A 24,740-nucleotide genomic window follows, 5' to 3' on the forward strand; every position below is an offset into this window, starting at 1 on the left:
CGGAAACACTTCCGGACCTCGCGGGCGGGCCGGGGGATGACACCGTTGCGCGACGCCTCCCGGCGTACGCGCCGTGCTCCCCTGCCCGCACCGGTCCGGTGATCTTGAGTCGTCCGCCGCCCGATCGCCGCCAGGAGAGAGCGCCTTGACCATCGCTGCCTCAGTCGCCCTGCCCAACCAGGGCACCAGCACCGCCCCCGCCGACCGGCCCGACCCCGGTGCGGCGCTCCTCCGGCTGCTCACCGACCGCAGCGTCGACCTCCCCGAGGTCGACCCCGGCCACGTCGCCGCCGCCGCACTGCGCGGCCGGCACGCCGGCTCCGACTTCGCCGAGCTGCGCGGACTCGCCGTGGAGGCCGCGGCCTCGATGATCGCCGAGGACCCGCAGTACTCCAAGCTGGCCGCCCGCCTGCTCGCACTGGAGATCTCGGACGAGGCGATCGGCCAGGGCGCGGTGTCCTTCGCCGCCTCGATCGCGGTCGGCCACGCCGAGGGCCTGATCGGCGACACCACCGCCGCGTTCGTCGCCAAGCACGCCGACGCCCTGGACGCGCTGATCGACCAGCGCGGCGACGACCGCTTCGAGTACTTCGGCCTGCGCACCGTGCAGTCCCGCTACCTGCTGCGCCACCCGATCACCCGCAAGGTCATCGAGACCCCGCAGCACTTCCTGCTCCGCGTCGCAGCCGGCCTGGCGGTCGGCGACAACGAGCAGTCGGTGCGCGAGGTGGCCGAGCTGTACGCGCTGATGAGCGCGCTCTCCTACCTGCCGTCCTCGCCGACGCTCTTCAACTCGGGCACCAAGCACCCGCAGATGTCCAGCTGCTACCTGCTGGACTCCCCGCTGGACAACCTGGACTCGATCTACTCGCGCTACGCGCAGATCGCCCGGCTCTCCAAGCACGCCGGCGGCATCGGCCTGTCCTACTCGCGCATCCGCTCGCGCGGCTCGCTGATCCGCGGCACCAACGGCAAGTCCAACGGCATCGTGCCGTTCCTGCGCACCCTGGACTCCTCGGTCGCCGCCGTCAACCAGGGCGGCCGGCGCAAGGGCGCGGCCTGCGTCTACCTGGAGACCTGGCACGCGGACGTCGAGGAGTTCCTGGAGCTGCGCGACAACACCGGTGAGGAGGCGCGGCGTACCCACAACCTGAACCTCGCGCACTGGATCCCGGACGAGTTCATGCGCCGCGTCAACGCGGGCACCGACTGGTCGCTGTTCTCCCCCGCCGACGTGCCCGAGCTGGTCGACCTGTGGGGCGCCGACTTCGACGCCGCGTACCTGAAGGCCGAGGCCGAGGGCAAGGCCGTGCGCACCATCCCCGCGCAGACCCTGTACGCCCGGATGATGCGCACCCTGGCGCAGACCGGCAACGGCTGGATGACCTTCAAGGACGCCTCCAACCGCGCCGCCAACCAGACCGCCGTCCCCGGCCGGACCGTCCACTCCTCCAACCTCTGCACGGAGATCCTGGAGGTCACGGACGACTCCGAGACCGCGGTCTGCAACCTCGGCTCGGTGAACCTGGGCGCCCACGTGGCCCCCGGCGCCACCCCCGCCGACCTGCTGGGCGCGATGGACTGGGACCGGCTGGACGCCACCGTGCGCACCGCCGTCACCTTCCTCGACCGCGTGGTGGACATCAACTTCTACCCGACCCCCGAGGCCGGCGCCTCCAACTCGCGCTGGCGCCCGGTGGGCCTGGGCGTGATGGGCCTCCAGGACGTCTTCTTCAAGCTGCGGATCGACTTCGACTCCGCCGAGGCCAAGCAGCTCTCCACGCTGATCGCCGAGCGCATCATGCTGGTCGCCTACGAGCGCTCCAGCGAGCTGGCCGAGCGCCTGGGCCGCCACGAGGCGTACGAGGAGACCCGCGCCGCCCGCGGCCAGCTGCACATCGACCACTTCGAGACGGCCCCGCAGTGGACCGAGCGCTGGGACGCGCTGCGCGCGCGGATCGCCGAGACCGGCCTGCGCAACTCGCTGCTGCTCGCCATCGCCCCGACCGCGACCATCGCCTCGATCGCCGGCGTGTACGAGTGCATCGAGCCGCAGGTGTCCAACCTGTTCAAGCGCGAGACCCTCTCCGGCGAGTTCCTCCAGGTCAACCCGTACCTGGTGCGCGAGCTCAAGGAGCTGGGCGTCTGGGACCAGCAGACCCGGGACGCGCTGCGCGAGGCCAACGGCTCCGTCCAGGAGCTGGGCTGGCTGCCCGGCGAGGTCCGCTCGCTCTACCGCACCGCGTGGGAGCTGCCGCAGCGTGCCCTGATCGACCTGGCCGCCGCCCGGCAGCCGTACATCGACCAGAGCCAGTCGCTGAACCTCTTCATGGCCGCGCCGACCATCGGCAAGCTCAGCTCGATGTACGCCTACGCCTGGAAGGTCGGCCTGAAGACCACCTACTACCTGCGTTCGCGCCCGGCCACCCGGATCGCCCAGGCCGCCTCCGGTGCCGCCCGTACGGCCGCCCCGGCGCCCGTGCCGGTGGCCACCCCGACCCTCACCCCGGAGCAGGAAGCCGCGCTCGCCTGCTCCCTGGAGAACCCCGAGTCCTGCGAGGCCTGCCAGTGAGTTCCGAAGACCGTCAGAAGATGCTGCTCGACCCCGGCTTCGAGCTGACGCTGCGTCCGATGCGCTACCCGTCGTTCTACGACCGGTACCGGGACGCGATCAAGAACACCTGGACCGTCGAGGAGGTGGACCTGCACTCCGACGTCGCCGACCTCGCCAAGCTCAGCGAGGGCGAGCGGCACATGATCGGCCGGCTGGTCGCCTTCTTCGCCACCGGTGACTCGATCGTCGCCAACAACGTGGTGCTGAGCCTCTACAAGCACATCAACTCCCCCGAGGCCCGGCTCTACCTGTCCCGGCAGCTGTTCGAGGAGGCCGTGCACGTCCAGTTCTACCTGACGCTGCTCGACACCTACCTGCCCGACCCGGACGACCGCGCGGCGGCCTTCGACGCGGTGGAGAACATCCCCTCCATCCACCAGAAGGCGCAGTTCTGCTTCAAGTACATGAACGCGGTCGACCACCTGGACTCGCTGCAGACCAAGGAGGACCGCCGCGCGTTCCTCCTCAACCTGATCTGCTTCGCGGCCTGCGTCGAGGGCCTGTTCTTCTACGGCGCCTTCGCGTACGTGTACTGGTTCCGCTCCCGCGGTCTGCTGCACGGCCTGGCCACCGGCACCAACTGGGTGTTCCGCGACGAGTCGATGCACATGGACTTCGCGTTCTCCGTGGTGGACACCGTCCGCGAGGAGGAGCCCGACCTCTTCGACGACGAGATGGCCAAGCAGGTCACCGCGATGCTGGAGGAGGCCGTCGAGGCCGAGCTCCAGTTCGCCCGTGACCTGTGCGGCGAGGGCCTGCCCGGGATGAACACCGAGTCGATGCGGGAGTACCTGCAGGCCGTCGCCGACCAGCGCCTGGCCCGGCTCGGGATGCCGATCCGCTACGGCTCCAGCAACCCGTTCGGGTTCATGGAGCTGCAGAACGTGCAGGAGCTGACCAACTTCTTCGAGCGCCGGGTCTCGGCGTACCAGGTCGCGGTCGAGGGCACGGTCGCCTTCGACGACGACTTCTAGACCCGACCCGCTCCGGACCCGGCGCCTTCGGGACCGGATGTGCCAAGGGCCCGGCACCGCGATGCGGTGCCGGGCCCTTCGTCGTGCGGTGCGTCAGTCGTTGGGGACGGTCGCGTAGCGCGCGGTGCCCTCGGCCATCTGCCGCAGCGCGTCCTTGCGGTCGCGCTTGGAGAGCCGGTCGATGTACAGGTAGCCGTACAGGTGGTCGGTCTCGTGCTGGAGGCAGCGGGCGAAGAAGCCGGTGCCCTCGACCCGGATCGCGTTGCCGTCCTTGTCCTGGCCGGTCACCGCCGCGTAGTCGGGCCGGGCCAGCTCGGCGTACGCGGTCGGCACGGAGAGGCAGCCCTCGTTGCTGTCGTCCAGCACCCGGCGCCCGGCCGGGAGCTCCTCCAGAACCGGGTTGATCACATGGCCGATGTGGCGCACGCCGTCGTCGTCCGGGCAGTCGTAGACGAAGACCTTGGCGTCGACGCCGATCTGATTGGCCGCCAGGCCCACACCCTCGGCCGCGTACATCGACACGAACATGTCGTCGATCAGCGCGGCGAGGTCGGCGTCGAAGGAGGTGACGTCCTTGCACTCGTGGTGCAGAACGGGGTTGCCGACCACGGTGATCGGACGGGCCGTACCCCTGGAGAGGTCGGGCTCCTCACCGACCACCTTCAGCGGGGCCTGCGGGGTCTCGTCGTGCTCGTGGTCGTGCTCGTGGCCGTGGTCGTGGCCGTGCTGGTCCGCCATCGCTGCTTCCGCTTCCGTGGGTCTACCGAGGTATACCGATCAAGGGTACGGCCCCGGCGAGGCCGCCGATCCTTACTCTCGGGGGCCGGGCCCGCGGCGCTCCCGCTAGCAGACCTCTTCGAGGTCCCGGTAGGCGCGGGTGCCCGGGCTCGCGATCACCCAGCGCTCCAGCAGTCCGCGCACCAGCGCGGCCGGAGCGGCGATCCCGCACTCCCGCTCGGTCAGCCAGGACATCCCTCCGGCGCCCTGGCTGAGGTGGCTCAGGTGGCCCGGGTGGGCGGCGTCACCGTCGTCGTGCGGATCGTGGTGGGCGGTGTGGCCGTCGTCGGCCGCCATCCGGCTCTCCGAGCAGGCGCGGCACAGCAGCCGCACGGAGGACGTCCAGTCCTCGGCCGCGTAGCCGGCGTCCGCCACCAGCCGCTCCAGCGCGTCCCGGTCCCCCGCCGTGGCGGCCTGGAGCAGCACCACGTAGGTCGGCACCGGGGACGGCGCCCACAGCTCGATCTCGTCGAAGACGGGGTAGGCCACGCCGTCCGCGACCCGCTCGCCGTGCGGGGCGCCGTCGTGCAGCACCACCTCCCCCCAGCGCCGGCCGGAGGAGGGCAGCGGGATGGACAGCACCTCGATCCGGGCCGGGTCCAGCCGGCGGCCCCACACCACCTCGGACTCGCCCTCGGGGGAGAGCCGCACCGGGGTGGTGCCCAGGTCCAGGCTGACCGGGCCGTCAACCGGCCCGCCCGTACCGCCGGGCAGCCGCAGGCCGTACGCCTGCCAGGCGCGGCGGGCCAGCGGCCAGTCCTGCAACGCGGTGGCGGTGATGCCGAGGTTCCACCAGTCGGGGGCGCCGTGCTCGCGGTCGAGCAGCGCGACCGCTCTCAGGCCGGCGGCTCTGGCCTGCTCCCAGTCGCGGCGGAACTTGTGCAGCAGAGCCAGGTTGAACCAGGAGTCGGACAGCCACGGTTCCAGGTCCGCGGCCATCACGAGCAGCGCGCCGGCGTCCTCGTAGCGGCCGTCGCCGATCAGCGTGAAGGCCCGGTCGGTCGTCTGCCGCCAGGTGGCGGAGGGCCGGTGCCGTGTCCGGTGGAAGATCCTCACGTTCGTCCCTGCCGTTGTCGTCCGCTAAGTCCCGCACCGTCGTCCCGCAGTTGCAGGAACGGTCCCGCACCGCAGCACCAGTCCCGCACCACAGGACCCGGACCGCAAGCCCTGCGCCTCACATCGTGCGCCTCACACCCCGCGGCGGCTGTCGGAGCCCCGGATCGGGTGTTCCACGCTACGACCGCATCCAACCACGGCCGCCACGGAGCGCGCTCCCCGCAGGCGGGGTTCAGCCGGGTTCCCTGGCCCTGCTGCCGACCCGGGCCAGCGCCTCGACCACCCTCGGGTCGTACACCCGGCCGCGTTCCAGCCTCAGGCGCTCCAGCGCCTCCAGCCGGCCTGCCGGGTCGGGCAGGCCGCGGCTGCGGGCGGCGGTGAGCAGGTCGTCGTGGGCGTTGGCCACCCGGATGATCCGGGCCGCCAGCGGCAGCGTCCGGTCGTACCCGCCGTCCGGGCCGTGACAGGGATCGGCCAGCCGGGCGACCTGCTCGGCGACCTGGCGGGGCACCCCGGTACGGCGGATGACCTCGCTGCCCAGCCGGGCGATCCGCTGCTGCTCGGCGGCCGGCAGCAGCGCCGTCGCGCCGTCCGGGACGGGCTCGACCAGGGAGAGCTGGCCGATGTCGTGCATCAGCGCGGCGTACTCCAGCAGGGCGAGGTCGCGGGTGCCCAGGCCCAGCTCGCGGCCCAGCTCGCAGGCGGTGTCGGCGACCCGGCGGGCATGCCCGGGCGGGGTGTAGCCGGCCACCTCGGTGGCCCTGGAAAGGCTGGCGATGGTCTGGCCGGTGGTGGCCCGGGCGGCGGCCGCCCGCCGGAAGGACACCTGGGCCAGCAGCAGCGGGGCGCAGAACAGCGGCAGCGCCCACAGGCCCACCTCGCCGGCCGCCAGGCTGACCAGCATGCCGGTCGCCATGATCGCCGAGCCGATCCCGGGCAGCGCCCGCAGCTCGTCCTCCAGCGAGGCCGGCAGCCGAAGGCCCGTCCGGGCCCGGTGCAGGACGGCGGCGAGGGTGGCGTCGCAGAGCGCGGACAGCGCCGCGACGACGGTCAGCAGGACCCCGTACGCGGGGCCGCCGAGCGCCAGCCGGTCGATGATCCCGCCGTTGTACAGCGGCTGGAAGACGCTGGCGGCGAAGCCGACGGTGAGCAGCCGGCGGGCGGCGGTGTCCCACCGGACGGCGTCGGCCCGCGGCCGGCCGCGGCGCCGGCGCGTCACCTGCCCCAGCTGGGCGATCGCCGTGCCGGCCGCGGTGACGGCCACCACCTGGAGCACCCCGTGCGAGGTCGGCAGTCCGCGCAGCGGCCCCAGCAGGGCGTACGCGAGCGAGGCGGCGGCCCCGATCGGCGCCTGCTCACGATCGCCCGGCAGGGTGATCCGCACGCTCTCGCCGAGGGCGATCAGTGCCAGGAAGACCAGCGCCACGTCCGGCTCGGCGATCCCCTGGAGCAGCGTCGCGCCGACCCCGGCCAACAGCAGTGCGCCCGCCGCGCCGTACACCGCGCGCACCGGCCAGCGGCCGCCGGAGCCGGGCGGGCGGGGAGGGCCGGCCGGGCGCCGGACCCGGGGTCTCATGTCGGCCCGGCCGTCGCCGCGGTGCCGCCCTGCGAGGAGATCCGGGGCGGTGCCGCACGGGCGGGCTCGGGCACGCCGAGCGGGATGTCCGGCACCTCGCCCGCCCAGCCGCCGGGCGGTGGCAGCGCGGGCTGCCAGCCGTGCCGGGCGACGGCGGCGACCAGCGCCCGGACCATCACCGGGTCGAACTGGCTGCCCGCGCACCGCTCCAGCTCGGCGACGGCCTCGGCGACCGGGCGGCCGCGCCGGTAGGAGCGGGTGGAGGTCATCGAGTCGAAGGCGTCGGCGACCGCGATGATCCGGGCGAACTCCGGGATCTGCGCCCCGGCCAGCCCGGCCGGGTACCCGCGCCCGTCCATCCGCTCGTGGTGGTGCAGGATGCCCGCGTGCGCCTCGCCGAGGAAGGCGATGCCGCGTACCAGCTCGTGCCCGTACACCGGGTGGACCTCGACGGCGTGCCGCTCCTCCTCCGTCAGGGGACCGTTTCTTCGCAGCAGCTCGGTGGCGACCCCGAGCTTGCCGACGTCGTGCAGGACGCCAGCGAACCGCAGTGTCCGCAGCCGCTCGGGCTCCATCCCCAGCTGGCGCGCGATCAGTACGGCGGCCTTGCCGACCCGTTCGCTGTGCCCCCGGGTGTACGCGTCCTTGATCTCCACGGCCTGCACCAGTGCCTGGACGGTCGCCTGGTGCGCGTCCCCCTCACGGTGGCCCTGGGAGAACACCCAGGCCGAGATCGACAGTGGGAGCAGCGCGAGCAGCGCCGCGAAGGCCCCGTACGGGCCCTGCCAGAGCACGGCCAGCATCAGCCCGCCGGCCGCGTGCACCAGCACCGGCGGCCCGACGGCGGTGGTCAGGCCGCCCAGCAGGACGCCGGGCGGGCGGTGTTCGGCCAGCATCAGCATGCCGCCCACCAGGACGCCGTTGACCAGGCAGAACGCGGCGACGGCGGCGAGCGCGGGCAGCAGCGCGCCGGGGAAGCTCGAACCGAGCAGCAGCCGCGGCCCGGCCAGCAGGTGGAACACCGCGGCGGCGGTGAAGGCGCAGACCGCGAGCTGGGCGGCGTTCCAGCGCGCGCGCAGCCGGCTGCGCGCGGCGCCCGGCCCCTGCGGGTTGCAGAGTGCGGCCGGCAGCGCGACCAGCGCGGCGGCGGCCGCGGGGAGCATCAGGATCCCGGCGAAGAGCACCGGGAAGAAGGCGTTGACATCCGGGTGCACCGGCGGCCGCTCGCGCAGCGCAGGGCGGCGCAGCAGTCTGCGGCCCAGCCGCCGGCAGGGGGTGGGCAGTCCCTGGGAGAGCGCCTCCCAGCACGCGTGCAGGAAGGCGAGCAGACCGACCTTGGGCCAGTCCACCGGTGTGCCCAGCCAGGGTGGCAGCCAGTCCGGGGTGGCCCCGGGCAGCAGCGGCAGCAGGCAGCAGAGCGCGGCGACCGGTACCGCGACCAGGTACCGCACCGCGCCGGCGGGCAGGTCCGCGCCTGCGCTGTCGGTAGCGATCTCGACCTCCCCGCCCTCTCGGCCCGCACCGCGCCGGCGCGCCGGGGCGGCCCGCAGTGAGCGTTCGTCAGGAGGATAGGGCTCAGCCCCGGCGCGGGGACGCATGATCGCGTAATGCCGCAGCTGGCACACCGCCAACTCACTCGAAAGAGTGAGCAAAGGTCACCTCGGGAGCGCACGGCCCGCAGACGTGAAACGCAGACAGGGCCCCGGGAGCACTCTCCCGGGGCCCTGCCGATGTCACGTCCGACCGGTCATTCGGCCGAGCTGGTCAGCTCCACCGCGGCGACGTAGGGCACCGGGGCCCGGTGGCCCTCCGCGCCGGAGTCGACGGACACCACCAGCGCCTCGCCCGGCCGCTGCCCGGCCCGGATCGAGTCGATCCTGGCCAGCACCTTGCCGCGCAGGTCGGACGGGGTGTCGTCGCATCCGCAGGAGCGCTTGATCAGCGCCTTGATGGCCTGCTCCAGGCCGTACTTCTCCAGGCAGGGCGAGCACTCCTCGAAGTGCTCGCGCAGCTTGGCGCAGTCGCCTTCCGCCATCTCGTTGTCGAGGAATTCATAGAGGTGGTCGAGCACCTCGCCGCAATCGGTGTCGTGCGGATCGCCGCAGCTCATGAACCCGCGCCCTTCACTTCCTGCGCTGCCCCGCTGCCGGCCGGGACGAGCCCGCGCTCGCGGGCGTAGTCCTCCAGCATGCCGCGCAACTGACGGCGGCCACGGTGCAGCCGGGACATCACCGTACCGATGGGTGTACCCATGATGTCCGCGATCTCCTTGTACGCAAAGCCCTCTACATCAGCCAGATACACCGCGATCCGGAACTCCTCCGGGATGGCCTGGAGGGCGTCCTTCACATCGCTGTCGGGGAGGTGGTCCAACGCCTGGGTCTCCGCGGAGCGCAGGCCGGTCGACATGTGCGACTCGGCCCGGGCCAGCTGCCAGTCCTCGATCTCCTCGGCCGCCGTCCGCTGGGGCTCCCGCTGCTTCTTGCGGTACGAGTTGATGAAGGTGTTGGTGAGGATGCGGTACAGCCAGGCCTTGAGGTTGGTGCCCTCGCGGAACTGGTGGAACGACGCGTACGCCTTGGCGAACGCCTCCTGGAGCAGGTCCTCCGCGTCGGCCGGGTTGCGGGTCATCCGCAGCGCGGCCGAGTACATCGGGTCCAGGAAGCCCAGGGCATCGCGCTCGAAGCGCTCCCGCCGGGCCTCCTCGCTCTCGGCCGCGGACACCCTGAAGGTGTCCTCGCCGATCGCCTCGGCCAGCTCCTCACCGGAGAGCGCCTCGCCCGCGGGCACCCCGCCGCTCAGGCCCGTACCCGGCTCGGCCTCGTCCTCGGTCCCGACGACCGGACCCACCTCCTTGGCACTCCGGGGCCGGTCCACAGCGGGCCGCCCCGAGATGGAGGATATAGGGCTGACGGGCTTCTCGCCCGCGACAAGCCAGTCCGACCATGAAGGGGTGAGGCTGCTTCCGGCCTCGCGCTCCTCCGGCCGCTCGGGGCACGCGATCGAACCCATCTGACCTGCCTTCCACCGGGATTCAAGCTGACGAGGGTGTTAACCACGCCGTCGCCGCACACATTCCCGGCCCGGTCACAGCAGTGCGAGCACCCAGCGGCCGACCGCCCCGGTGATCAGCTCCAGCACCTCCGCCTGCCCCATGGACGCGCGTTTGGGCACGTCGAAGCCGTGGCCGCCGTACGGCAGGGCGACCAACTCGTGGCTCCCGGGCAGCTCGGGGAACTCCTGCGGCCCGCCGAAGGGGTCGGCCGCGCCCTGCACCACCAGGGTCGGCAGGCCGCTCTCCAGCAGCTCCGCGGCCCGGCTCCTCTCCGGCCGGCCCGGCGGGTGCAGCGGGAAGGCCAGCGCGAGGACCCCGACCGCGCCGGTCGCCGCACCCGTGCGGCAGGCCACCCGGGCCCCGGCGCTGCGTCCGCCCACCACCAGCGGCAGGCCCTCCTCACGCAGCCGCTCGGCGACCGGCACCCAGCCGGTGTCCAGCGTCCTGGGGGCCGGTGCGACCTTCTTCCCGGCCACCCGCCAGGGCTGCTCGACCAGCGCGACGGTGATCCCCAGCGGCGGCAGCGCCTCGGCCAGCGCCCGCAGGTCCCGGGCCTCGATGCCGCCGCCGGCGCCGTGGCCCAGCGCGAGCACCGCCCTGGCGGTGCCGGCGGCGGGGGCGTAGCTGATCCGGGCGTCGCCGGCCGGGGTGGGGACGAGACTCTGCATGACGGCGAACTCCAGGGGCGGGGCTTGCGAGGGCGGGGGCCCAGGGCAGGGTGGCGGCTTCAGAACAGCGTGCTCTCGCGCTCCTCCTCGGCCGGGAGCAGCAGCTCGGGCCCGTTGTTGCGGATGCTGCCGACCGCGGGCCCGACCGGCCTGGCGTTCAGCGCGCCGGGTGCGGGCGCCACCAGCAGCGGGCGCAGCTCGTCCGGGTCGCTGAGGGCCGGGTCGAGCCAGTCGCCGACGGTGGCGCGGTCCAGGAACAGCGGCATCCGCTCGTGGATCGGGGCGAGCGCGGGCTCGGCGGCGGTGGTGATGACGCTGCACGTCACCAGCCAGGCCCGCGGGTGGTCGGCCGGGCGGGTGCGGTCGCGCCAGAACTCGTACAGGCCGGCGAGGGCGAGCACCCCGCCGTCCGTCCGGCTGACGAAGTACGGCTGCTTGCGCGGCTTGCCCCCGGGCCCGGGCGAGGTCTGCCACTCGTAGTAGCCGTCCACCGGGAGGACGCAGCGCCGGGAGGCGAAGGCCTGCCGGTAGGAGGGCTTCTCGTGGACGGTCTCGGCCCTGGCATTGATCATCTTGACCGCCGACTCCGGGGACTTCGACCAGGCCGGCACCAGGCCCCAGCGCAGCACCCGCAGCTGGCGCACCGGCCGCGAGCCGTCCTTGGGCTGCCGCTCCAGCACCGCGAAGGCGCCGTCGGTGGGGGCGACGTTCCAGCTGGGCGCCAGCGTCTCGGCCGGGTCCCACTGCGCCACGTCGAAGAGCTCGACCAGGTCCTCGGGCTTGTTGGTGGAGGCGAAGCGACCGCACATACCGTCAGCTTGCCACGGGCACCCCGGTCGGCACTTCCTCATCTCACGAACAGAACCGGGCGCTACCGCGGGGCCGTCCTCCCGTGGGAGGCTGCCAGCCGCACGCTGCCACCGCGCCCGCCACCGGCCCGGCGGGGAGGCGGCGGGCCGACCGCGAGACCGACCGGAGGCGAGACCCGCAGGCATGGACGGACACAGCATCGGCGAGGTCTGGGACCGCGTCCTGGGGACCCAGCCCGACCCGCCCACCTGGATCGCCCTGGGCGCCGCCGCCGTCGCGCTGCTGGTGGTGCTGCCGCACCCCGTCTGGCGGCTCAGCCGCAACGTGGTGACGATCGCGCACGAGGGCGGCCACGGCCTGGTCGCGCTGCTGACCGGCCGCCGGCTGTCCGGCATCAGGCTCCACTCGGACACCTCGGGGCTGACCGTCTCCTCCGGCCGGCCGACCGGCCCCGGCATGATCCTCACCGCCGCCGCCGGCTACACCGCGCCCTCCCTGCTGGGCCTGGGCGGGGCGGCCCTGCTGGCGGCGGGCCACATCACCGCGCTGCTGTGGATCTCGATCGCCCTGCTGGCCGCGATGCTGATCATGATCCGGAACGCCTTCGGGCTGCTCTCGGTGGTGGTCACCGGCGCCGCGTTCTTCCTGATCTCCTGGTACGGCGGCAGCGAACTGCAGGCCGCCTTCGCCTACCTCGGCGTCTGGTTCCTGCTGCTCGGGGGCGTGCGCCCGGTCGCCGAGCTGCAACGCAAGCGGCGGCACGGCGGCGCGCGCGACTCCGACGCCGACCAGCTGGCCCGGCTGACCGGAATCGGCGCCCTGGTCTGGGTGACGGTGTTCCTGCTGGTGGCGATCGTCAGCCTGCTGCTCGGTGCCAGCTGGCTGCTCACGCCGGTCCCACCATTCGAGTAGGCGCGAGGGCCCTTCCCGTCCGGCCCCTAAACTGGCCCCTATGACCGAGACCCTGTGGCCCGCCCCCGTCGCGACCACCGCCGTTGACGCGACCGTCACCATCCCCGGCTCCAAGTCGGTCACCAACCGAGCCCTGCTGCTGGCCGCGCTCGCCGGCGAGCCCGGCTGGGTACGCCGGCCGCTGCGCAGCCGCGACTCCCAGCTGATGGCCGACGGACTGCGGGCGCTGGGCGTCGGCATCGAGGAGACGGTCAACAACGCCACCGGCGGCACCGGCGGCGGCGAGGCCTGGCGGGTCATCCCGGCCCCCGCCCTGCGCGGCCCGGCCCGGATCGACGTGGGCAACGCCGGCACGGTCATGCGCTTCCTGCCGCCGCTCGCGGTGCTGGCCGACGGGCCGGTCCACTTCGACGGCGACCCCCGCTCGTACGAGCGCCCCCAGCACGGCGTGATCAACGCCCTGCGCACGCTGGGCGCCCGGATCGACGACGGCGGGCGCGGCTCCTTCCCGCTCACCGTGCACGGCACCGGCGCGCTGGACGGCGGGCCGGTCGAGCTCGACGCCTCGTCCTCCTCCCAGTTCGTCTCGGCGCTGCTGCTCTCGGGCGCCCGCTACAACCAGGGCGTCGAGGTCCGGCACGTCGGCGGCCCGGTGCCCTCGCTGCCGCACATCCGGATGACGGTCGACATGCTGCGCCTGGCCGGCGTCCAGGTCGACGCCCCCGAGGACGGCGGCGAGAAGGACGTCTGGCGGGTCACCCCCGGGGCGCTGCTCGGCCGGGACATGGTGGTCGAGCCCGACCTCTCCAACGCCGCGCCGTTCTTCGCCGCCGCGCTGGTCACCGGCGGCCGGGTGACCGTCCGCGACTGGCCCAAGCACACCTACCAGCCCGGCGACCAGCTGCGCGAGATCTACACCCGGATGGGCGGCTCCTGCCGCTTCACCGACGAGGGCCTGGAGTTCACCGGCACCGGCCGGATCCACGGCATCGAGGCCGACCTGCACGACGTGGGCGAGCTGACGCCCGTGATCGCGGCGGTCGCCGCCCTCGCGGACTCCGAGTCCCACCTGTACGGCATCGCCCACCTGCGGATGCACGAGACGGACCGGCTGGCCGCGCTCGCCAAGGAGATCAACGACCTCGGCGGCGACGTCACCGAGACCGAGGACGGCCTGCGGATCCGCCCACGCACCCTGCACGGCGGGATCTTCCACACCTACGAGGACCACCGCCTCGCCACCGCCGCCGCCGTCCTCGGCCTGGCCGTCGAGGGCGTTCAGGTGGAGAACGTCGCCACCACCGCCAAGACCCTCCCGGACTTCCCGCTGATGTGGGACGACCTCCTCACGGGGGCGGCGGCGGACGCCTGAGCGGAGAGTTGAGCACATGCGCCGCTACGGCAAGGACGCCGACGAGGACGACATCCGCAACCGCCCGGGCCGCAAGGGCTCCCGGCCACGGACCCGGATCCGCCCCAAGCACGAGGACGCCGCCGAGGCGATGATCCTCACCGTCGACCGGGGCCGGCTGACCTGCCTGGTCGACGCCGGGACGAAGCACGAACGCGAGGTCCTCGCGATGAAGTCCCGCGAGCTGGGCCGCAAGGGCGTGGTGGTCGGCGACGTCGTGCACGTCGTCGGCGACCTCACCGGTGAGCCGGACACCCTGGCCCGGATCGTGCGGGTGGAGGAGCGCACCTCGGTACTGCGCCGCACCGCGGACGACGACGACCCGTACGAGCGGATCGTCGTCGCCAACGCCCAGCAGCTGGCGATCGTCACGGCCCTGGCCGACCCGGAGCCCCGGCCCCGGCTGATCGACCGCTGCCTGGTCGCGGCGTACGACGCCGGCATGGAGCCGCTGCTGGTGCTCACCAAGTCCGACCTCGCACCGGCCGAACCGCTGCTGGAGGCGTACGCGCCGCTGGGCATGAGCCACGTGGTGACCAGGCGGGACGAGCTGGCCACCGAGGGCGCCGAGGCCGTCCGGGCGTACCTGCGCGGGCGCTCGACCGTCTTCATCGGGCACTCCGGGGTGGGCAAGACCACCCTGGTCAACGCGCTGGTGCCGCAGCACCAGCGGACCACCGGCGTGGTCAACGCCGTCACCGGCCGGGGCCGGCACACCACCGTCTCGGCGCTCGCCCTGCGGCTGCCGCCGCCCCCGGGCGCCAAGCCCGGCTCGAAGAAGGCGCTCGACCCGGGCTGGGTGATCGACACGCCGGGGTTCCGCTCCTTCGGTCTCTCTCACATCGACCCGTCCCGGGTGATCCTCGCGTTCCCCGACCTGGAGCCGGGCACCGTCGACTGCCCGCGCGCCTGCAGCCACGACGAGAAGGACTGCGCGCTGGACGCCTGGGTCGCGGACGGCCACGCCGAGCAGGCCCGGCTGTACTCGCTGCGCCGGCTGCTCTCCAGCCGGGAGGCCCGGGAAGGTGACTGACCGGTAGTTCGGTGCGTCGAGGTGTTGGAGCACCCCGCCCTGGCGATCATAGGAAAGTCGGCCGACAACGCCCGACCGGCCGACGACACGACAGGGAGGCAGCCCGATGGCATGGGCCCTGGTGATCCTCGCCGGCCTGCTGGAGACCGGCTTCGCGATCAACCTCAAACTCAGCGAGGGTTTCACCAAGCTCTGGCCGACCATCGGGTTCTGCGCGTTCGCCCTCGGCAGCTTCGGCCTGCTCACCCTCTCCCTCAGGACCCTGCCGGTGGGCAGCGCCTACGCGGTCTGGACCGGCATCGGCGCGGCCGGCACCGCGATCTACGGCATGGTCTTCCTGGAGGAGTCCTCCTCGACGCTCAAGCTGGTCTCGATCACCCTGGTCATCGCGGGCGTCGTCGGGCTCCAGCTGAGCGGCAGCGGGCACTGACCACTCCCGGATTCCACCCTGTTCCGGCAGGCGAGCCCGACTGTCGGGATCGGGGGTCGCTCGCTACTGTTCGACCATGGCCGACTACCACGACGATCTCCGACTCGCCCACGTCCTCGCCGACTCCGCGGACTCGGTCACCCTGGAGCGCTTCAAGGCGCTGGATCTCAAGATCGAGACCAAGCCCGACCTCACCCCGGTCAGCGACGCCGACAAGGCCGCCGAGGAGCATGTGCGCGGTGTCCTCCAGCGTGCCCGCCCCCGGGACGCGGTGATGGGTGAGGAGTTCGGCCTCCAGGGCACCGGCCCGCGCCGCTGGGTGATCGACCCGATCGACGGCACCAAGAACTACATCCGCGGCGTGCCCGTCTGGGCGACCCTGATCGCGCTGCTGGAGGTCGGGCCCGACGGCGTCGAGGAGCCGGTGGTCGGCATCGTCTCGGCCCCCGCGCTCAACCGCCGCTGGTGGGCGGCCAAGGACCTCGGCGCGTACGCCGGGCGCAGCCTGGCCAAGGCGAACCGGATCCAGGTCTCCCGGGTGTCCCGGATCGAGGACGCCTCGTTCTCCTACTCCTCGCTCTCCGGCTGGGAGGAGCGCGGACGCCTGGACGCCTTCCTCGACCTCACCCGGTCGTGCTGGCGCACCCGCGCCTACGGGGACTTCTGGTCGTACATGATGGTCGCCGAGGGTGCGGTGGACATCGCGGCCGAGCCCGAGCTGAGCCTGTGGGACATGGCCGCCAACGCCGTCATCGTCCAGGAGGCCGGCGGCCGCTTCACCGGCCTGGACGGCATTCCGGGCCCCGGGGGTGCCGACGCGGTCGCCTCCAACGGCATCCTGCACGAGGAGGCCCTGCGCCGCCTGACCGTCTGAGCCGCGAGCCCCCGGACATGGGTGCGGGCCCGCTGCGACCGGCGGTCCGGTCGCGGCGGGCCCGCTGCTCTTGGGAGTGCCGCTACTGCTGCGCCTGCTTGCGCAGCTCGCGCACCGCCGCCTCCAGGCGCCGGCCGTAGTCGGCGTCGGCCCGGCGGAAGTTCTCGATCGCCCGCTCGACGATGTCGTCGCGGTCGGCGGAGACCTTGGCGATGAAGCCGGCCAGGTTGGCGATCAGGCGGGCCTTCTCGTCCTCGCCGAAGAGGCGGTAGAGGTTGCCGGCCTGGACGAAGTCGTTGTCCTCGCTGTGCAGCGGGGCCTCGTGGGTGCCGGTCGCGCCGGTGACCGGGGTGGCCGCCCACAGCGGGCGGCCGCTCTGCACCGGGCCGCCGAAGCTGTTCGGCTCGTAGTTCTTCTGGCGGCCGTGACGGCCGTCGTAGAGGTGGCCGTCGCGGCTGTTGGTGCGCGCCTCGGTGGCGTGCGGGCGGTTCACCGGCAGGTGGTCGGCGTTGATGCCGACGCGGTAGCGGTGGGCGTCCGCGTAGGCGAACAGGCGGCCCTGGAGCATCTTGTCCGGGGAGGGGCCGATGCCCGGCACGAAGTGCGCCGGGGAGAAGATCGACTGCTCGACCTCGGCGAAGACGTTGTCGGGGTTGCGGTTGAGCTCCAGCTTGCCGATCTCGATCGGCGGGTAGTCCGCGTGCGGCCACACCTTGGTCAGGTCGAACGGGTTGAAGCGGTACTGCGCGGCGTCGGCGGCGGGCATGATCTGCACCTGCACCGTCCAGCTCGGGAACTCGCCGCGCTCGATCGACTCACGCAGGTCGCGCTGGTGCGAGTCGGGGTCGGCGCCGGCCAGGGCCGCGGCCTCGTCGGCGGTCAGGTTCTTGATGCCCTGGTCCGTCTTGAAGTGGTACTTCACCCAGAAGTACTCGCCGGCCTCGTTCTGCCACTGGTAGGTGTGCGAGCCGTAGCCGTTGAGGTGGCGGTAGCTGGCCGGGATGCCGCGGTCGCCGAAGAGCCAGGTCACCTGGTGGGTCGACTCGGGCGACAGACCCCAGAAGTCCCAGACGTTGTCCGCCTCCTGGGAGCCGGTGTAGGGGTCACGCTTCTGGGTGTGGATGAAGTCCGGGAACTTGACGGCGTCCTTGATGAAGAACACCGGGGTGTTGTTGCCGACGAGGTCGTAGTTGCCGTCCTCGGTGTAGAACTTCAGCGCGAAGCCGCGCGGGTCACGAACGGCGTCGGCCGAACCGAGGTTGCCGGCCACGGTCGAGAAGCGCAGGAACGTTTCGGTCTGCTTGCCCACCTCGGAGAGGAACTTCGCCCGGGTGTACGGGGTCAGGTCCGCCGTCACGGTGAAGGTGCCGTACGCGGCGGCGCCGCGGGCGTGCACCACGCGCTCCGGGATCCGCTCCCGGTTGAAGTGCGCGAGCTTCTCGAAGAGCTGCTGGTCCTGGATGAGCGCGGGGCCGCCTATGCCCGCGGTCTCGGTGTTCTGGTTGTCGGCAACGGGCGCGCCCGCCTCCGTGGTGAGCGTGGGCCGCAGCTCGTCCTGTGCAGTCATCGGGGAGACCTCCGCGTTATCCGGTCGTGATGACCTTCAGCCTAGCTTGGACTTTGTCTAAGTCAATACCGTGACCAAGCTCGGATGCGTTCCGGAGTGAGCGGGCCCTTTGCTACCCTTGCCCCATGAGTGACCTGCTGGAACGACTCCGAGGACGCGGCTGGCGCCTGACCGCCCAGAGACGGGTCGTGGCCGAGGTACTCGACGGTGACCACGTCCATCTGACGGCCGACGAGGTGCACGCGCGCGCCGCCGCGCGGCTGCCCGAGATCAGCCGGGCGACGGTCTACAACACCCTCGGCGAGCTGGTCGGCCTGGGCGAGATCATGGAGGTCTCCACGGACGGCCGCGCCAAGCGGTACGACCCCAACGCACACCACGCCCACCAGCACCTGATCTGCTCCGGCTGCGGCGCCATCCGCGACGTGCACCCCGAGGGTGACCCGGTCGCCGCCCTCCCCGCCGACCAGCGCTTCGGCTTCGCCGTCTCCGGCGCCGAGGTCACCTACCGCGGCCTCTGCCCCGACTGCGCCTGAGCCCACCACCGCCCGGCGCGGCCGCCCGGCCCGCCCCGGCCGCACCAGAAGTCGGCCCGGCCGACTTTCCACTCCCCCGTCGTACCCCGCCGCCGCAATCGCCGGCACCCGCCCGCCGCACTCCACGGCCCGTCAGGCCGGACCACCGGCCGTCAGGCTGCCGCTCGGCCGCGCCGCCGTCGGCTCAGGCGCTCAGCTCCGCGTGCAGCGCGCCCAGCAGCCGCCCGGCCCGCTCCGCGACCTCCGCGGGGCCGTAGTCGGCGGCCCGCCGGCACCAGTTCTCCGCCTGGACGGGCTCGCCCCGGCGCAGCGCCAGCAGGGCCAGCCGCAGGGCGGCCCGCCCGTGACCGGCGTCGGCCGCGCGGGTGTACCAGAGCATCGCCTCCGCCTCGCTGTCCTGACGGGCCAGCAGCAGGCCGAGGTTGAAGGCGGCGCTGCGGCTGCCGGCCTCCGCCGCCCGCCGGTACCAGCTCTCCGCGATCTCCAGCGCCCCACGCTCGGCCGCCCGGACTCCCATCCGCACCTGCGCCCGGCGGTGGCCGGCGTCGGCCGCGACGGCGTACCAGTGCTCGGCCTCCGCGTCCGCGTCACCCCGGCGGTCCAGCACCGAGGCCAGCCGGAACGCGCCCTCGATGGAGCCGCCGGCCGCGGCCTGGCGGTAGCGCTCCAGTGCGCCCGGCAGGCTGCCGCGCTGCTCCTGCGCGACGGCCAGCTGAAGCGCCGCCTCACCGTGCCCCTCGGCGGCGGCGCGCGCGTACCACTCGTGCGCCTGCCGCTGCTCGCCGCGCCCGGCGTGCAGGACGCCCAGGTTGAAGGCGCCGTCCACGCTGCCGGCCTCCGCGGCCTTGGAGAACCACGGCTCCGCGCCGGACTCGTCCCCGCGCTGGAGCAGCACCACGGCCAGCGCGTTGCAGGCCTCCCGGTGCCCGGCGTACGCCGCCCGCCGGTACCACTGCTCGGCCTGCTGGTCCCGGCCGGCGCCCGCGCAGAGCAGGCCGAGGTTGAAGGCGCCGTTCTGATCGCCCGCGTCCAGCGCGGTGCGGTACCAGTGCTCGGCGGTGGCGGCCTCGCCCCGGCCGGCGTGCAGCGCGCCGAGCGCGTTGGCGGCGTTGCCGTCACCGGCCTCGGCGGCCTCCTGCCACCACTCGGCGGCCGCGTCGAGGTCCCCGGAGTCGCGCAGCAGGAAGCCCAGGGCGCACGCCGCCCGGGGCTCGCCGTTCTGCGCCGACTGGCGGTACCAGCGGGCGGCCTCCTCCGGCTCGCCGCGCTCCTCCAGCAGCACGCCGAGCCGCAGCGCCGCGCGGGCGTGGCTGCGGGCGGCGGCGGTGCGGTACCAGGTCTCGGCGGTGTCCTTGTCCCCGGCGGCCTCGCGCATCCGCGCCAGGCGGTACGCGGCCTCGCGGTGCCCCGCGTCGGCGGACACCTTGAACCAGCGCTCGGCGCGCACGTCGCGCCGGTGCTCCATCAGATCGCCCAGCGCGTACGCCCCGAGCGGGTGGCCGTGGTCGGCGGCGAAGTGCAGCCAGTACTCGGCGGCCTCCTCCTCGCCCTGGTCGCGCATTTGCAGGCCCAGGGCGTGGGCGGCGGGCGCGCTGCCGGCCACGGCGGCCTGGCGCCACCAGTGCGCGGCCTCGGCCCGGTGGCCCTGCTGGTGCAGCAGGACGCCCAGGTTGTTGGCGGCGGCGCGCAGCCCGGTGGCGGCGGCGCTGCGCAGGTACGGTTCGGCGTCCTCCAGGTCACCCCGGCGCAGCAGCAGGGCACCGAGCCGGCTGGCGGCGTCGGTGTCCCCCTCGTCGGCGGCCTGGCGGTGCCTGGACTCCAGCGCGGCCTGCTCCCGGGCGGCGAGCGCGGTCTCGAAGCTGGCGCCTTCCTGGTCGGGCTCGGGGGCCGCGGCGGCGGCCACCGCGTACGGGCCGACGGCGACGGCGAACTGACGCGCCGAGACGTGCACCAGGCTGTCCGGGCCGGTGCCGCCGGTGGGACGGCGGTCGGCCAGCCCGCTGGTGCGCTGGGCCGGCAGGGCACCCGGCCGCTCGTCCTGGCTCTCCGCCCAGGCGTCGGTGTCCGCCTCGGTGACTACGGGCTTCGCTCCTGGTCCGTTCTTGCCGATCAGCTTCATGCCGACTCCCGCTCCCCCAGAGTGTCGCGGCATCCGCCGGGGACGCGCCGGACTCGGCGACTGCCGATCCCCGCTCGCCTCCGAGCGTTCTTGACCCGCCGTCGGCACTCCCCGCCCCCGACGACGGCACGCCCTCCGGCTCGCGAGAGAGTCAACCGCCGTGCGGCGTCCCCCATGTGTTCCATCGTCGCATCACCCGCAACCCGCGTACACCTGCCCCGGCCAATTTTGGTGGAGCGGGCCGAAGCCGGCGAGATTGCTTCAGCGCTTTGTCGATTTCCCGACACTCAGGCCTCACAAACCCCTGTGGCGGGGCGGAAGCGAAAGAGCCGGCGTCGGCGTCATTGACGACGTTCGATCCTACCGGAGGCGGGGTGACGCCCCGGGGACAAACACCAGAGGCCCGGAGGAAGAATCCTCCGGGCCTCTGGCCTTTGTAGCGGGGACAGGATTTGAACCTGCGACCTCTGGGTTATGAGCCCAGCGAGCTACCGAGCTGCTCCACCCCGCGTCGGTGAACCAACCATAACACGATCAGCGCAGCGCCCGTGCACCGTGCCGGGCCGGGTGGGCCCGGCACGGTGCGGGGCGGCCGGCTAGGGAGTGCCGCTCGGCGCGGGCGCCGGGCTTCCGGAGGGAGCAGCCGAGGGCGAGGCCGAGGGCGAACCAGCGGCCTTCTGCTCGGCGGCGATCGCCGCGTCCAGTGCGACCTGAGCCGCCTTCTGGGCCTCGCCGTACTTGGCCCAGTCGCCCGCCCGCTGCGCGTCCTGTGCGTCCTTGAACGCCTTCTGCAGGTCCTGCAACGCCTGCTGGACGGCCGGGTCGCCACCGCCGGTGGGCGGCGTGGTGGGCGAAGGCGTCGGCGTGGCCGGGGTGGTGGGCGTGGTCGGCGTCGTCGGCGTCCCGGGCGAGGAGGTGCCGGGCGCCGGCGGCGTGACCTGCGCACCGGCCGCGGCCGCGCCCAGCACCTTCGCCAGCGCCTTCTCCAGGTTCTCCTCCACCGCGACGACGGCGTGCTCGTTGCCGTACGTCGCCAGCACCCGCTTCAGCACCGGGACCTTGGCGCTTCGCCCGATCAGGTAGACCGGCTCGACGTTGAGCAGGCCGCCGCCGACCGGCAGGGTCAGCAGGTTGCCGTACTCGATGTCGGAGTCCGTACCGGTCTTCAGCAGGGTGAGCTGGTTGGCGACGGTCGGGTCCGAGTTGAACTTCGCCTGGGTCTGCTTCGGCCCCAGCGCCCCGGAGCCGCTCGGCACCTTGGTGATCCGGATCTTCCCGTAGTCCGGCCCCGGGTCCGCGCTGACCGCCATGAAGGCGGCCAGGTTGTCGCGTCCGCTCGGGACGAAGCTGGTGGTCAGCGAGAAGCTCGCGGCCTTGGCGTCGGGCATCCGGACCGTCAGGTAGTACGGCGGCTGCACCTCGCCCGTGTTGGTGGTCGGGTCGGCCGGCACCTGCCAGATGTCGGTGCCGTTGAAGAACCCGTTGGCATCGGTCATGTGGTACTCGGCGAGCAGGTCGCGCTGCACCTTGAAGAGGTCCTGCGGGTAGCGCAGGTGCGGCATCAACGCGGCCGGGATGTCGGCCTTGGGCTGCACCGATCCGGGGAAGGCCTTCATCCAGGTCTTCAGTACCGGGTCGACCTCGTCCCACTGGTACAGCGTCACCTCGCCGGTGTAGGCGTCGACCGTCGCCTTCACCGAGTTGCGGATGTAGTTGACCTTGTTCACCGGGGTGAGCGTGCGCCCGCGCTGGTCGGTGAGCGAGTCCTTGGTGACATCGCCCAGGGCCGTCTTGGACGCGAACGGGTAGCCGTCCGAGGTGGTGTAGCCGTCCAGCACCCAGACCAGCTTGCCGTCCTGCACCACCGGGTACGGGTCGGCGTCGATGGAGAGCCAGGGCGCGACCTTCTCCACCCGCTCCTTGGGCGTCCGGTCGTAGATCACCTTGGCACCGCCGGTGATCGCGCCCGAGTACAGCATCTGCGGCTCCGCGAACTTCACCGCGTACGCCGCCCGCGTCAGCGGGTTGTCCAGCGAGACGCCGCTGCCGCCGTCGTAGGTGAAGGTCTCGGGAGCGCCCGACTCCGAGGTGTAGTCGATCTCCTTGTTGCCGCCGCCGACGATCGAGTACGTGCTGGTCTTCTCGCCGTAGTAGACCCGCTGCTGGTACGGGCCGAAGGCGCCCTTGGTCGGCAGCGCGGACTCGGTGTAGACCGGGTTGCCGTTGACGTCGACCTGGTTGCCCTTGGCGGCGACGGCGCCGTAGCCGTGGGTGTACTTGAAGTGGTCGTTGATCCAGTTCCGCTGGATGCCGTTCAGGTCGAGCTCACGGACACCGAGCACGGTGTCCTGGGCGCCGTACCGGTCGACGTCCAGGGACTTGGGGAACGCGTAGTACTTACGCAGCGCCTCGTTCTGCTGGAAGGTCGGCGCCACCACGTTCGGGTCCAGCAGCCGGATGTCGGCGATGGTCTGGGCGTCCGGCTTCAGCGCCTCGGCACTGGTGGCGTTCTTGGGGTCGTACTGCTGGGTCTCGCTGTCCGCGATGCCGTACGCCTGCCTGGTGGCGTCGATGTTCTTCTGGATGTACGGCGTCTCCTTGGCCTGCTCGTTCGGCTTGACCTGGAACTGCTGCACGATCGCCGGGTAGACCCCACCGATCAGCACCGCCGAGAGCGCCATCAGGCCGAAGCCGATCAGCGCCGGGGCCCAGGTGCGGCGCACCGGCGTGAGGAAGAAGAGCACCGCGCAGATGACCGCGACGAAGAACAGGATGGTCTTGGCCGGCAGGAAGGCGTTGGCGTCCACGTAGCGCAGGCCCGTCCAGCCCTCAACGCCCTTGTAGGTGCCGGACTTCACCGCCAGCGCGTACCGGTCCAGCCAGTACGCGACGGCCTTGAGCAGGACGAAGACACCGAGCAGCACGGCAAGGTGACCCTGCGCCCCGGCGCTGGCGCGCCGGCCCGGGCCCTGCAACCGCAGGCCGCCGTAGAGGTAGTGCACCAGGATCGAGATGAGCAGCGCGACGATCACCGCGCTGAACGCGAAGCCCAGCAGGAACTCGTAGAAGGGCAGGTCGAAGGCATAGAAGGAGACGTCCAGATTGAACTGGCTGTCCTTCACCCCGAAGGGCGTCCCGTTGACCCAGAGCAGCCAGGTCCGCCACTGGCCGGCCGCCGCCGCGCCGGACACCAGGCCGATCACCACCGAGACGCCGATCAGCACCCAGCGCTTGAACGGCGCGATGCCCGCCCGGTAGCGGTCCAGGCTCTGCTGCTCGACCGACATCGCCGACAGCGGCGGCCGCAGCCGGTGGGCGAGCCAGATGTTGGCACCGACGAAGAGCGCCATCAGCAGGCCGGTGACCGCGAAGAGACCGATCTTGGTCCAGAGCTGGGTGGTGAAGACCGAGGAGTAGTGGACGGACTTGAACCAGAGCCAGTCCGTCCAGAACCCGGCGAACATGACGAACAGCAGGAAGAGCACCGCGAGCACGCCCACGGTCAGCAGGAGCACCCGCGTCCGCCGCGAGGGCGGGCCCACTCTTGGCCGGAACCCCGGTCCTGAGCGGTCCGGCATCTGGAATACCACGGTGGCACCTCGGCTGTGTCGTCTGGAGTCGTTCGGTCGTCAATGCAACTTAATCAGTCTTTACCTGAGTTCCCGGGCCCGGTGGTGGGTTCGACCGGTTCTGCCGGTTCGGTCCCCTTCCCCGGCCGGGGTGGGGCGGCAGCTGGCACGGGCCGTGTGAGGATTGAGGCATGTCCGATTCCCCCAACACCCCGTCCGACGTCTCCAGCCTCCCGGCCGCGACCCCGCTGACCCGTGCCGCGCTGGAGATCGACGAGTACTCCGCCACCCTGGGCTGGGACCAGCCGGCCCGGCTGTTCGCCCTGGTGGACAGCGCCCAGCTGCGCAAGGCCGACCCCAAGCTCGCCAAGCAGCTCGGTCTCGCGGACTCCGAGGAGCCCGGCCTCACCCCGATCGAGCAGGACGAGCTGCCGGCCGGAATGGAACTGGACAAGTTCCTCGGCACGATCGCCTGGCCCGACATGATCGCCGGCTGCGCGCTGGTGGTCGAGCGGCTGATGCTGCCGCCGGGTGCCGAGCAGTCCCGGCCGAAGAACGCGACCGAGGCCCAGCTCGCGGAGTGGGTGGCCGCCCACCCCAAGCGCGAGGAGGTGCGGATCACCGCCGCCGTCCTGCGGGGCGGCAAGCGGGAGACCGCGCTGCGGCTGCGCTCCAAGGACGTCGCGCGTGAGGTGCTGACCGGCCCCGACCTGGTGCCCGGTCTGACCGACGCACTGCTGGCGACCTTCGCCTGAGCCC

General features: G+C 72.7%; 20 protein-coding genes and 1 tRNA gene. 9 read left to right on the forward strand and 12 right to left on the reverse strand.

All coding sequences use genetic code 11. The features are described from left to right. Positions 1-145: 145 nt before the first annotated feature. Positions 146-2,572 (forward strand): ribonucleoside-diphosphate reductase subunit alpha, encoded by a 2,427-nt coding sequence (locus tag ACIBH3_RS00705; RefSeq protein WP_396309646.1) that lies wholly within the window; start codon positions 146-148, stop codon positions 2,570-2,572. Between the two features lie 20 nt (positions 2,573-2,592). Then, positions 2,593-3,588 carry a ribonucleotide-diphosphate reductase subunit beta gene (locus ACIBH3_RS00710; protein WP_396309647.1) on the forward strand — a complete coding sequence of 332 codons (996 nt, stop codon included), beginning with the start codon at positions 2,593-2,595 and terminating at the stop codon, positions 3,586-3,588. 93 nt (positions 3,589-3,681) lie between these two features. Here ACIBH3_RS00710 and def read toward each other — a convergent pair whose 3' ends face one another. The 8 genes from def to ACIBH3_RS00750 all read right to left on the reverse strand — a co-directional run bounded on the left by def (position 3,682) and on the right by ACIBH3_RS00750 (position 11,529). Then, positions 3,682-4,326 carry a peptide deformylase gene (gene def / locus ACIBH3_RS00715; protein WP_396309648.1) on the reverse strand — a complete coding sequence of 215 codons (645 nt, stop codon included), beginning with the start codon at positions 4,324-4,326 and terminating at the stop codon, positions 3,682-3,684. Between the two features lie 105 nt (positions 4,327-4,431). Continuing rightward, positions 4,432-5,421, reverse strand: a complete 990-nt coding sequence (locus ACIBH3_RS00720; protein ID WP_396309649.1) for a tetratricopeptide repeat protein — start codon at positions 5,419-5,421, stop codon at positions 4,432-4,434. A gap of 232 nt (positions 5,422-5,653) precedes the next feature. Then, positions 5,654-6,997 carry an HD-GYP domain-containing protein gene (locus tag ACIBH3_RS00725; RefSeq protein WP_396309650.1) on the reverse strand — a complete coding sequence of 448 codons (1,344 nt, stop codon included), beginning with the start codon at positions 6,995-6,997 and terminating at the stop codon, positions 5,654-5,656. Continuing rightward, entirely contained in the window at positions 6,994-8,595 is a 1,602-nt protein-coding gene (locus tag ACIBH3_RS00730; protein ID WP_396309651.1) for an HD-GYP domain-containing protein, read from the reverse strand. The genes ACIBH3_RS00725 and ACIBH3_RS00730 overlap by 4 nt, the downstream gene beginning before the upstream one ends. A gap of 149 nt (positions 8,596-8,744) precedes the next feature. Beyond that, a complete protein-coding gene (rsrA, locus tag ACIBH3_RS00735; RefSeq protein WP_396309652.1) occupies positions 8,745-9,107 on the reverse strand; it encodes a mycothiol system anti-sigma-R factor in 363 nt (120 codons plus the stop codon). Next, on the reverse strand, positions 9,104-10,009 hold the full coding sequence (locus ACIBH3_RS00740) for a sigma-70 family RNA polymerase sigma factor (protein ID WP_396309653.1): 906 nt from the start codon (positions 10,007-10,009) through the stop codon (positions 9,104-9,106). Before ACIBH3_RS00740 ends, rsrA begins: the two co-directional genes overlap by 4 nt. Positions 10,010-10,084: 75 nt before the next feature. After that, positions 10,085-10,720, reverse strand: a complete 636-nt coding sequence (locus tag ACIBH3_RS00745) for an alpha/beta family hydrolase (RefSeq protein WP_396309654.1) — start codon at positions 10,718-10,720, stop codon at positions 10,085-10,087. Positions 10,721-10,779: 59 nt separating this feature from the next. After that, positions 10,780-11,529 (reverse strand): SOS response-associated peptidase, encoded by a 750-nt coding sequence (locus tag ACIBH3_RS00750; protein WP_396309655.1) that lies wholly within the window; start codon positions 11,527-11,529, stop codon positions 10,780-10,782. A 184-nt stretch (positions 11,530-11,713) separates the two neighbouring features. On the opposite strand from ACIBH3_RS00750, the gene ACIBH3_RS00755 reads away from it, so the two are divergent. From ACIBH3_RS00755 to hisN, 5 genes are all read left to right on the forward strand, one after another. Further along, positions 11,714-12,442, forward strand: coding sequence for a M50 family metallopeptidase (locus ACIBH3_RS00755; RefSeq protein WP_396309656.1), 729 nt, complete (start codon positions 11,714-11,716; stop codon positions 12,440-12,442). Between the two features lie 40 nt (positions 12,443-12,482). Then, entirely contained in the window at positions 12,483-13,814 is a 1,332-nt protein-coding gene (aroA, locus tag ACIBH3_RS00760) for a 3-phosphoshikimate 1-carboxyvinyltransferase (RefSeq protein ID WP_396309657.1), read from the forward strand. A 16-nt stretch (positions 13,815-13,830) separates the two neighbouring features. After that, entirely contained in the window at positions 13,831-14,886 is a 1,056-nt protein-coding gene (rsgA, locus tag ACIBH3_RS00765) for a ribosome small subunit-dependent GTPase A (protein ID WP_396309658.1), read from the forward strand. A gap of 106 nt (positions 14,887-14,992) precedes the next feature. After that, positions 14,993-15,316 carry a DMT family transporter gene (locus ACIBH3_RS00770; protein WP_396309659.1) on the forward strand — a complete coding sequence of 108 codons (324 nt, stop codon included), beginning with the start codon at positions 14,993-14,995 and terminating at the stop codon, positions 15,314-15,316. A gap of 76 nt (positions 15,317-15,392) precedes the next feature. Beyond that, positions 15,393-16,190 (forward strand): histidinol-phosphatase, encoded by a 798-nt coding sequence (gene hisN / locus ACIBH3_RS00775; RefSeq protein ID WP_396309660.1) that lies wholly within the window; start codon positions 15,393-15,395, stop codon positions 16,188-16,190. 82 nt (positions 16,191-16,272) lie between these two features. Here the strand turns inward: hisN and ACIBH3_RS00780 are convergent, their stop codons facing one another. Beyond that, on the reverse strand, positions 16,273-17,757 hold the full coding sequence (locus ACIBH3_RS00780; RefSeq protein WP_396309661.1) for a catalase: 1,485 nt from the start codon (positions 17,755-17,757) through the stop codon (positions 16,273-16,275). A 125-nt stretch (positions 17,758-17,882) separates the two neighbouring features. Between ACIBH3_RS00780 and ACIBH3_RS00785 the strand changes: the two genes are divergently transcribed. Then, positions 17,883-18,293, forward strand: a complete 411-nt coding sequence (locus ACIBH3_RS00785) for a Fur family transcriptional regulator (RefSeq protein WP_396309662.1) — start codon at positions 17,883-17,885, stop codon at positions 18,291-18,293. Positions 18,294-18,477: 184 nt separating this feature from the next. Here ACIBH3_RS00785 and ACIBH3_RS00790 read toward each other — a convergent pair whose 3' ends face one another. The 3 genes from ACIBH3_RS00790 to ACIBH3_RS00800 form a co-directional block, all read right to left on the reverse strand. After that, positions 18,478-20,412, reverse strand: a complete 1,935-nt coding sequence (locus tag ACIBH3_RS00790) for a tetratricopeptide repeat protein (RefSeq protein ID WP_396309663.1) — start codon at positions 20,410-20,412, stop codon at positions 18,478-18,480. A gap of 437 nt (positions 20,413-20,849) precedes the next feature. Further along, positions 20,850-20,923 (reverse strand) — tRNA-Met (locus ACIBH3_RS00795). A gap of 85 nt (positions 20,924-21,008) precedes the next feature. Next, a complete protein-coding gene (locus ACIBH3_RS00800) occupies positions 21,009-23,990 on the reverse strand; it encodes a UPF0182 family protein (protein WP_396309937.1) in 2,982 nt (993 codons plus the stop codon). 182 nt (positions 23,991-24,172) lie between these two features. Between ACIBH3_RS00800 and ACIBH3_RS00805 the strand changes: the two genes are divergently transcribed. Then, on the forward strand, positions 24,173-24,736 hold the full coding sequence (locus tag ACIBH3_RS00805; protein ID WP_396309664.1) for a PPA1309 family protein: 564 nt from the start codon (positions 24,173-24,175) through the stop codon (positions 24,734-24,736). Positions 24,737-24,740 lie beyond the last annotated feature (4 nt).

The organism is Kitasatospora sp. NPDC050543, assembly GCF_044457565.1.
Taxonomy (GTDB): Bacteria; Actinomycetota; Actinomycetes; order Streptomycetales; family Streptomycetaceae; genus Kitasatospora.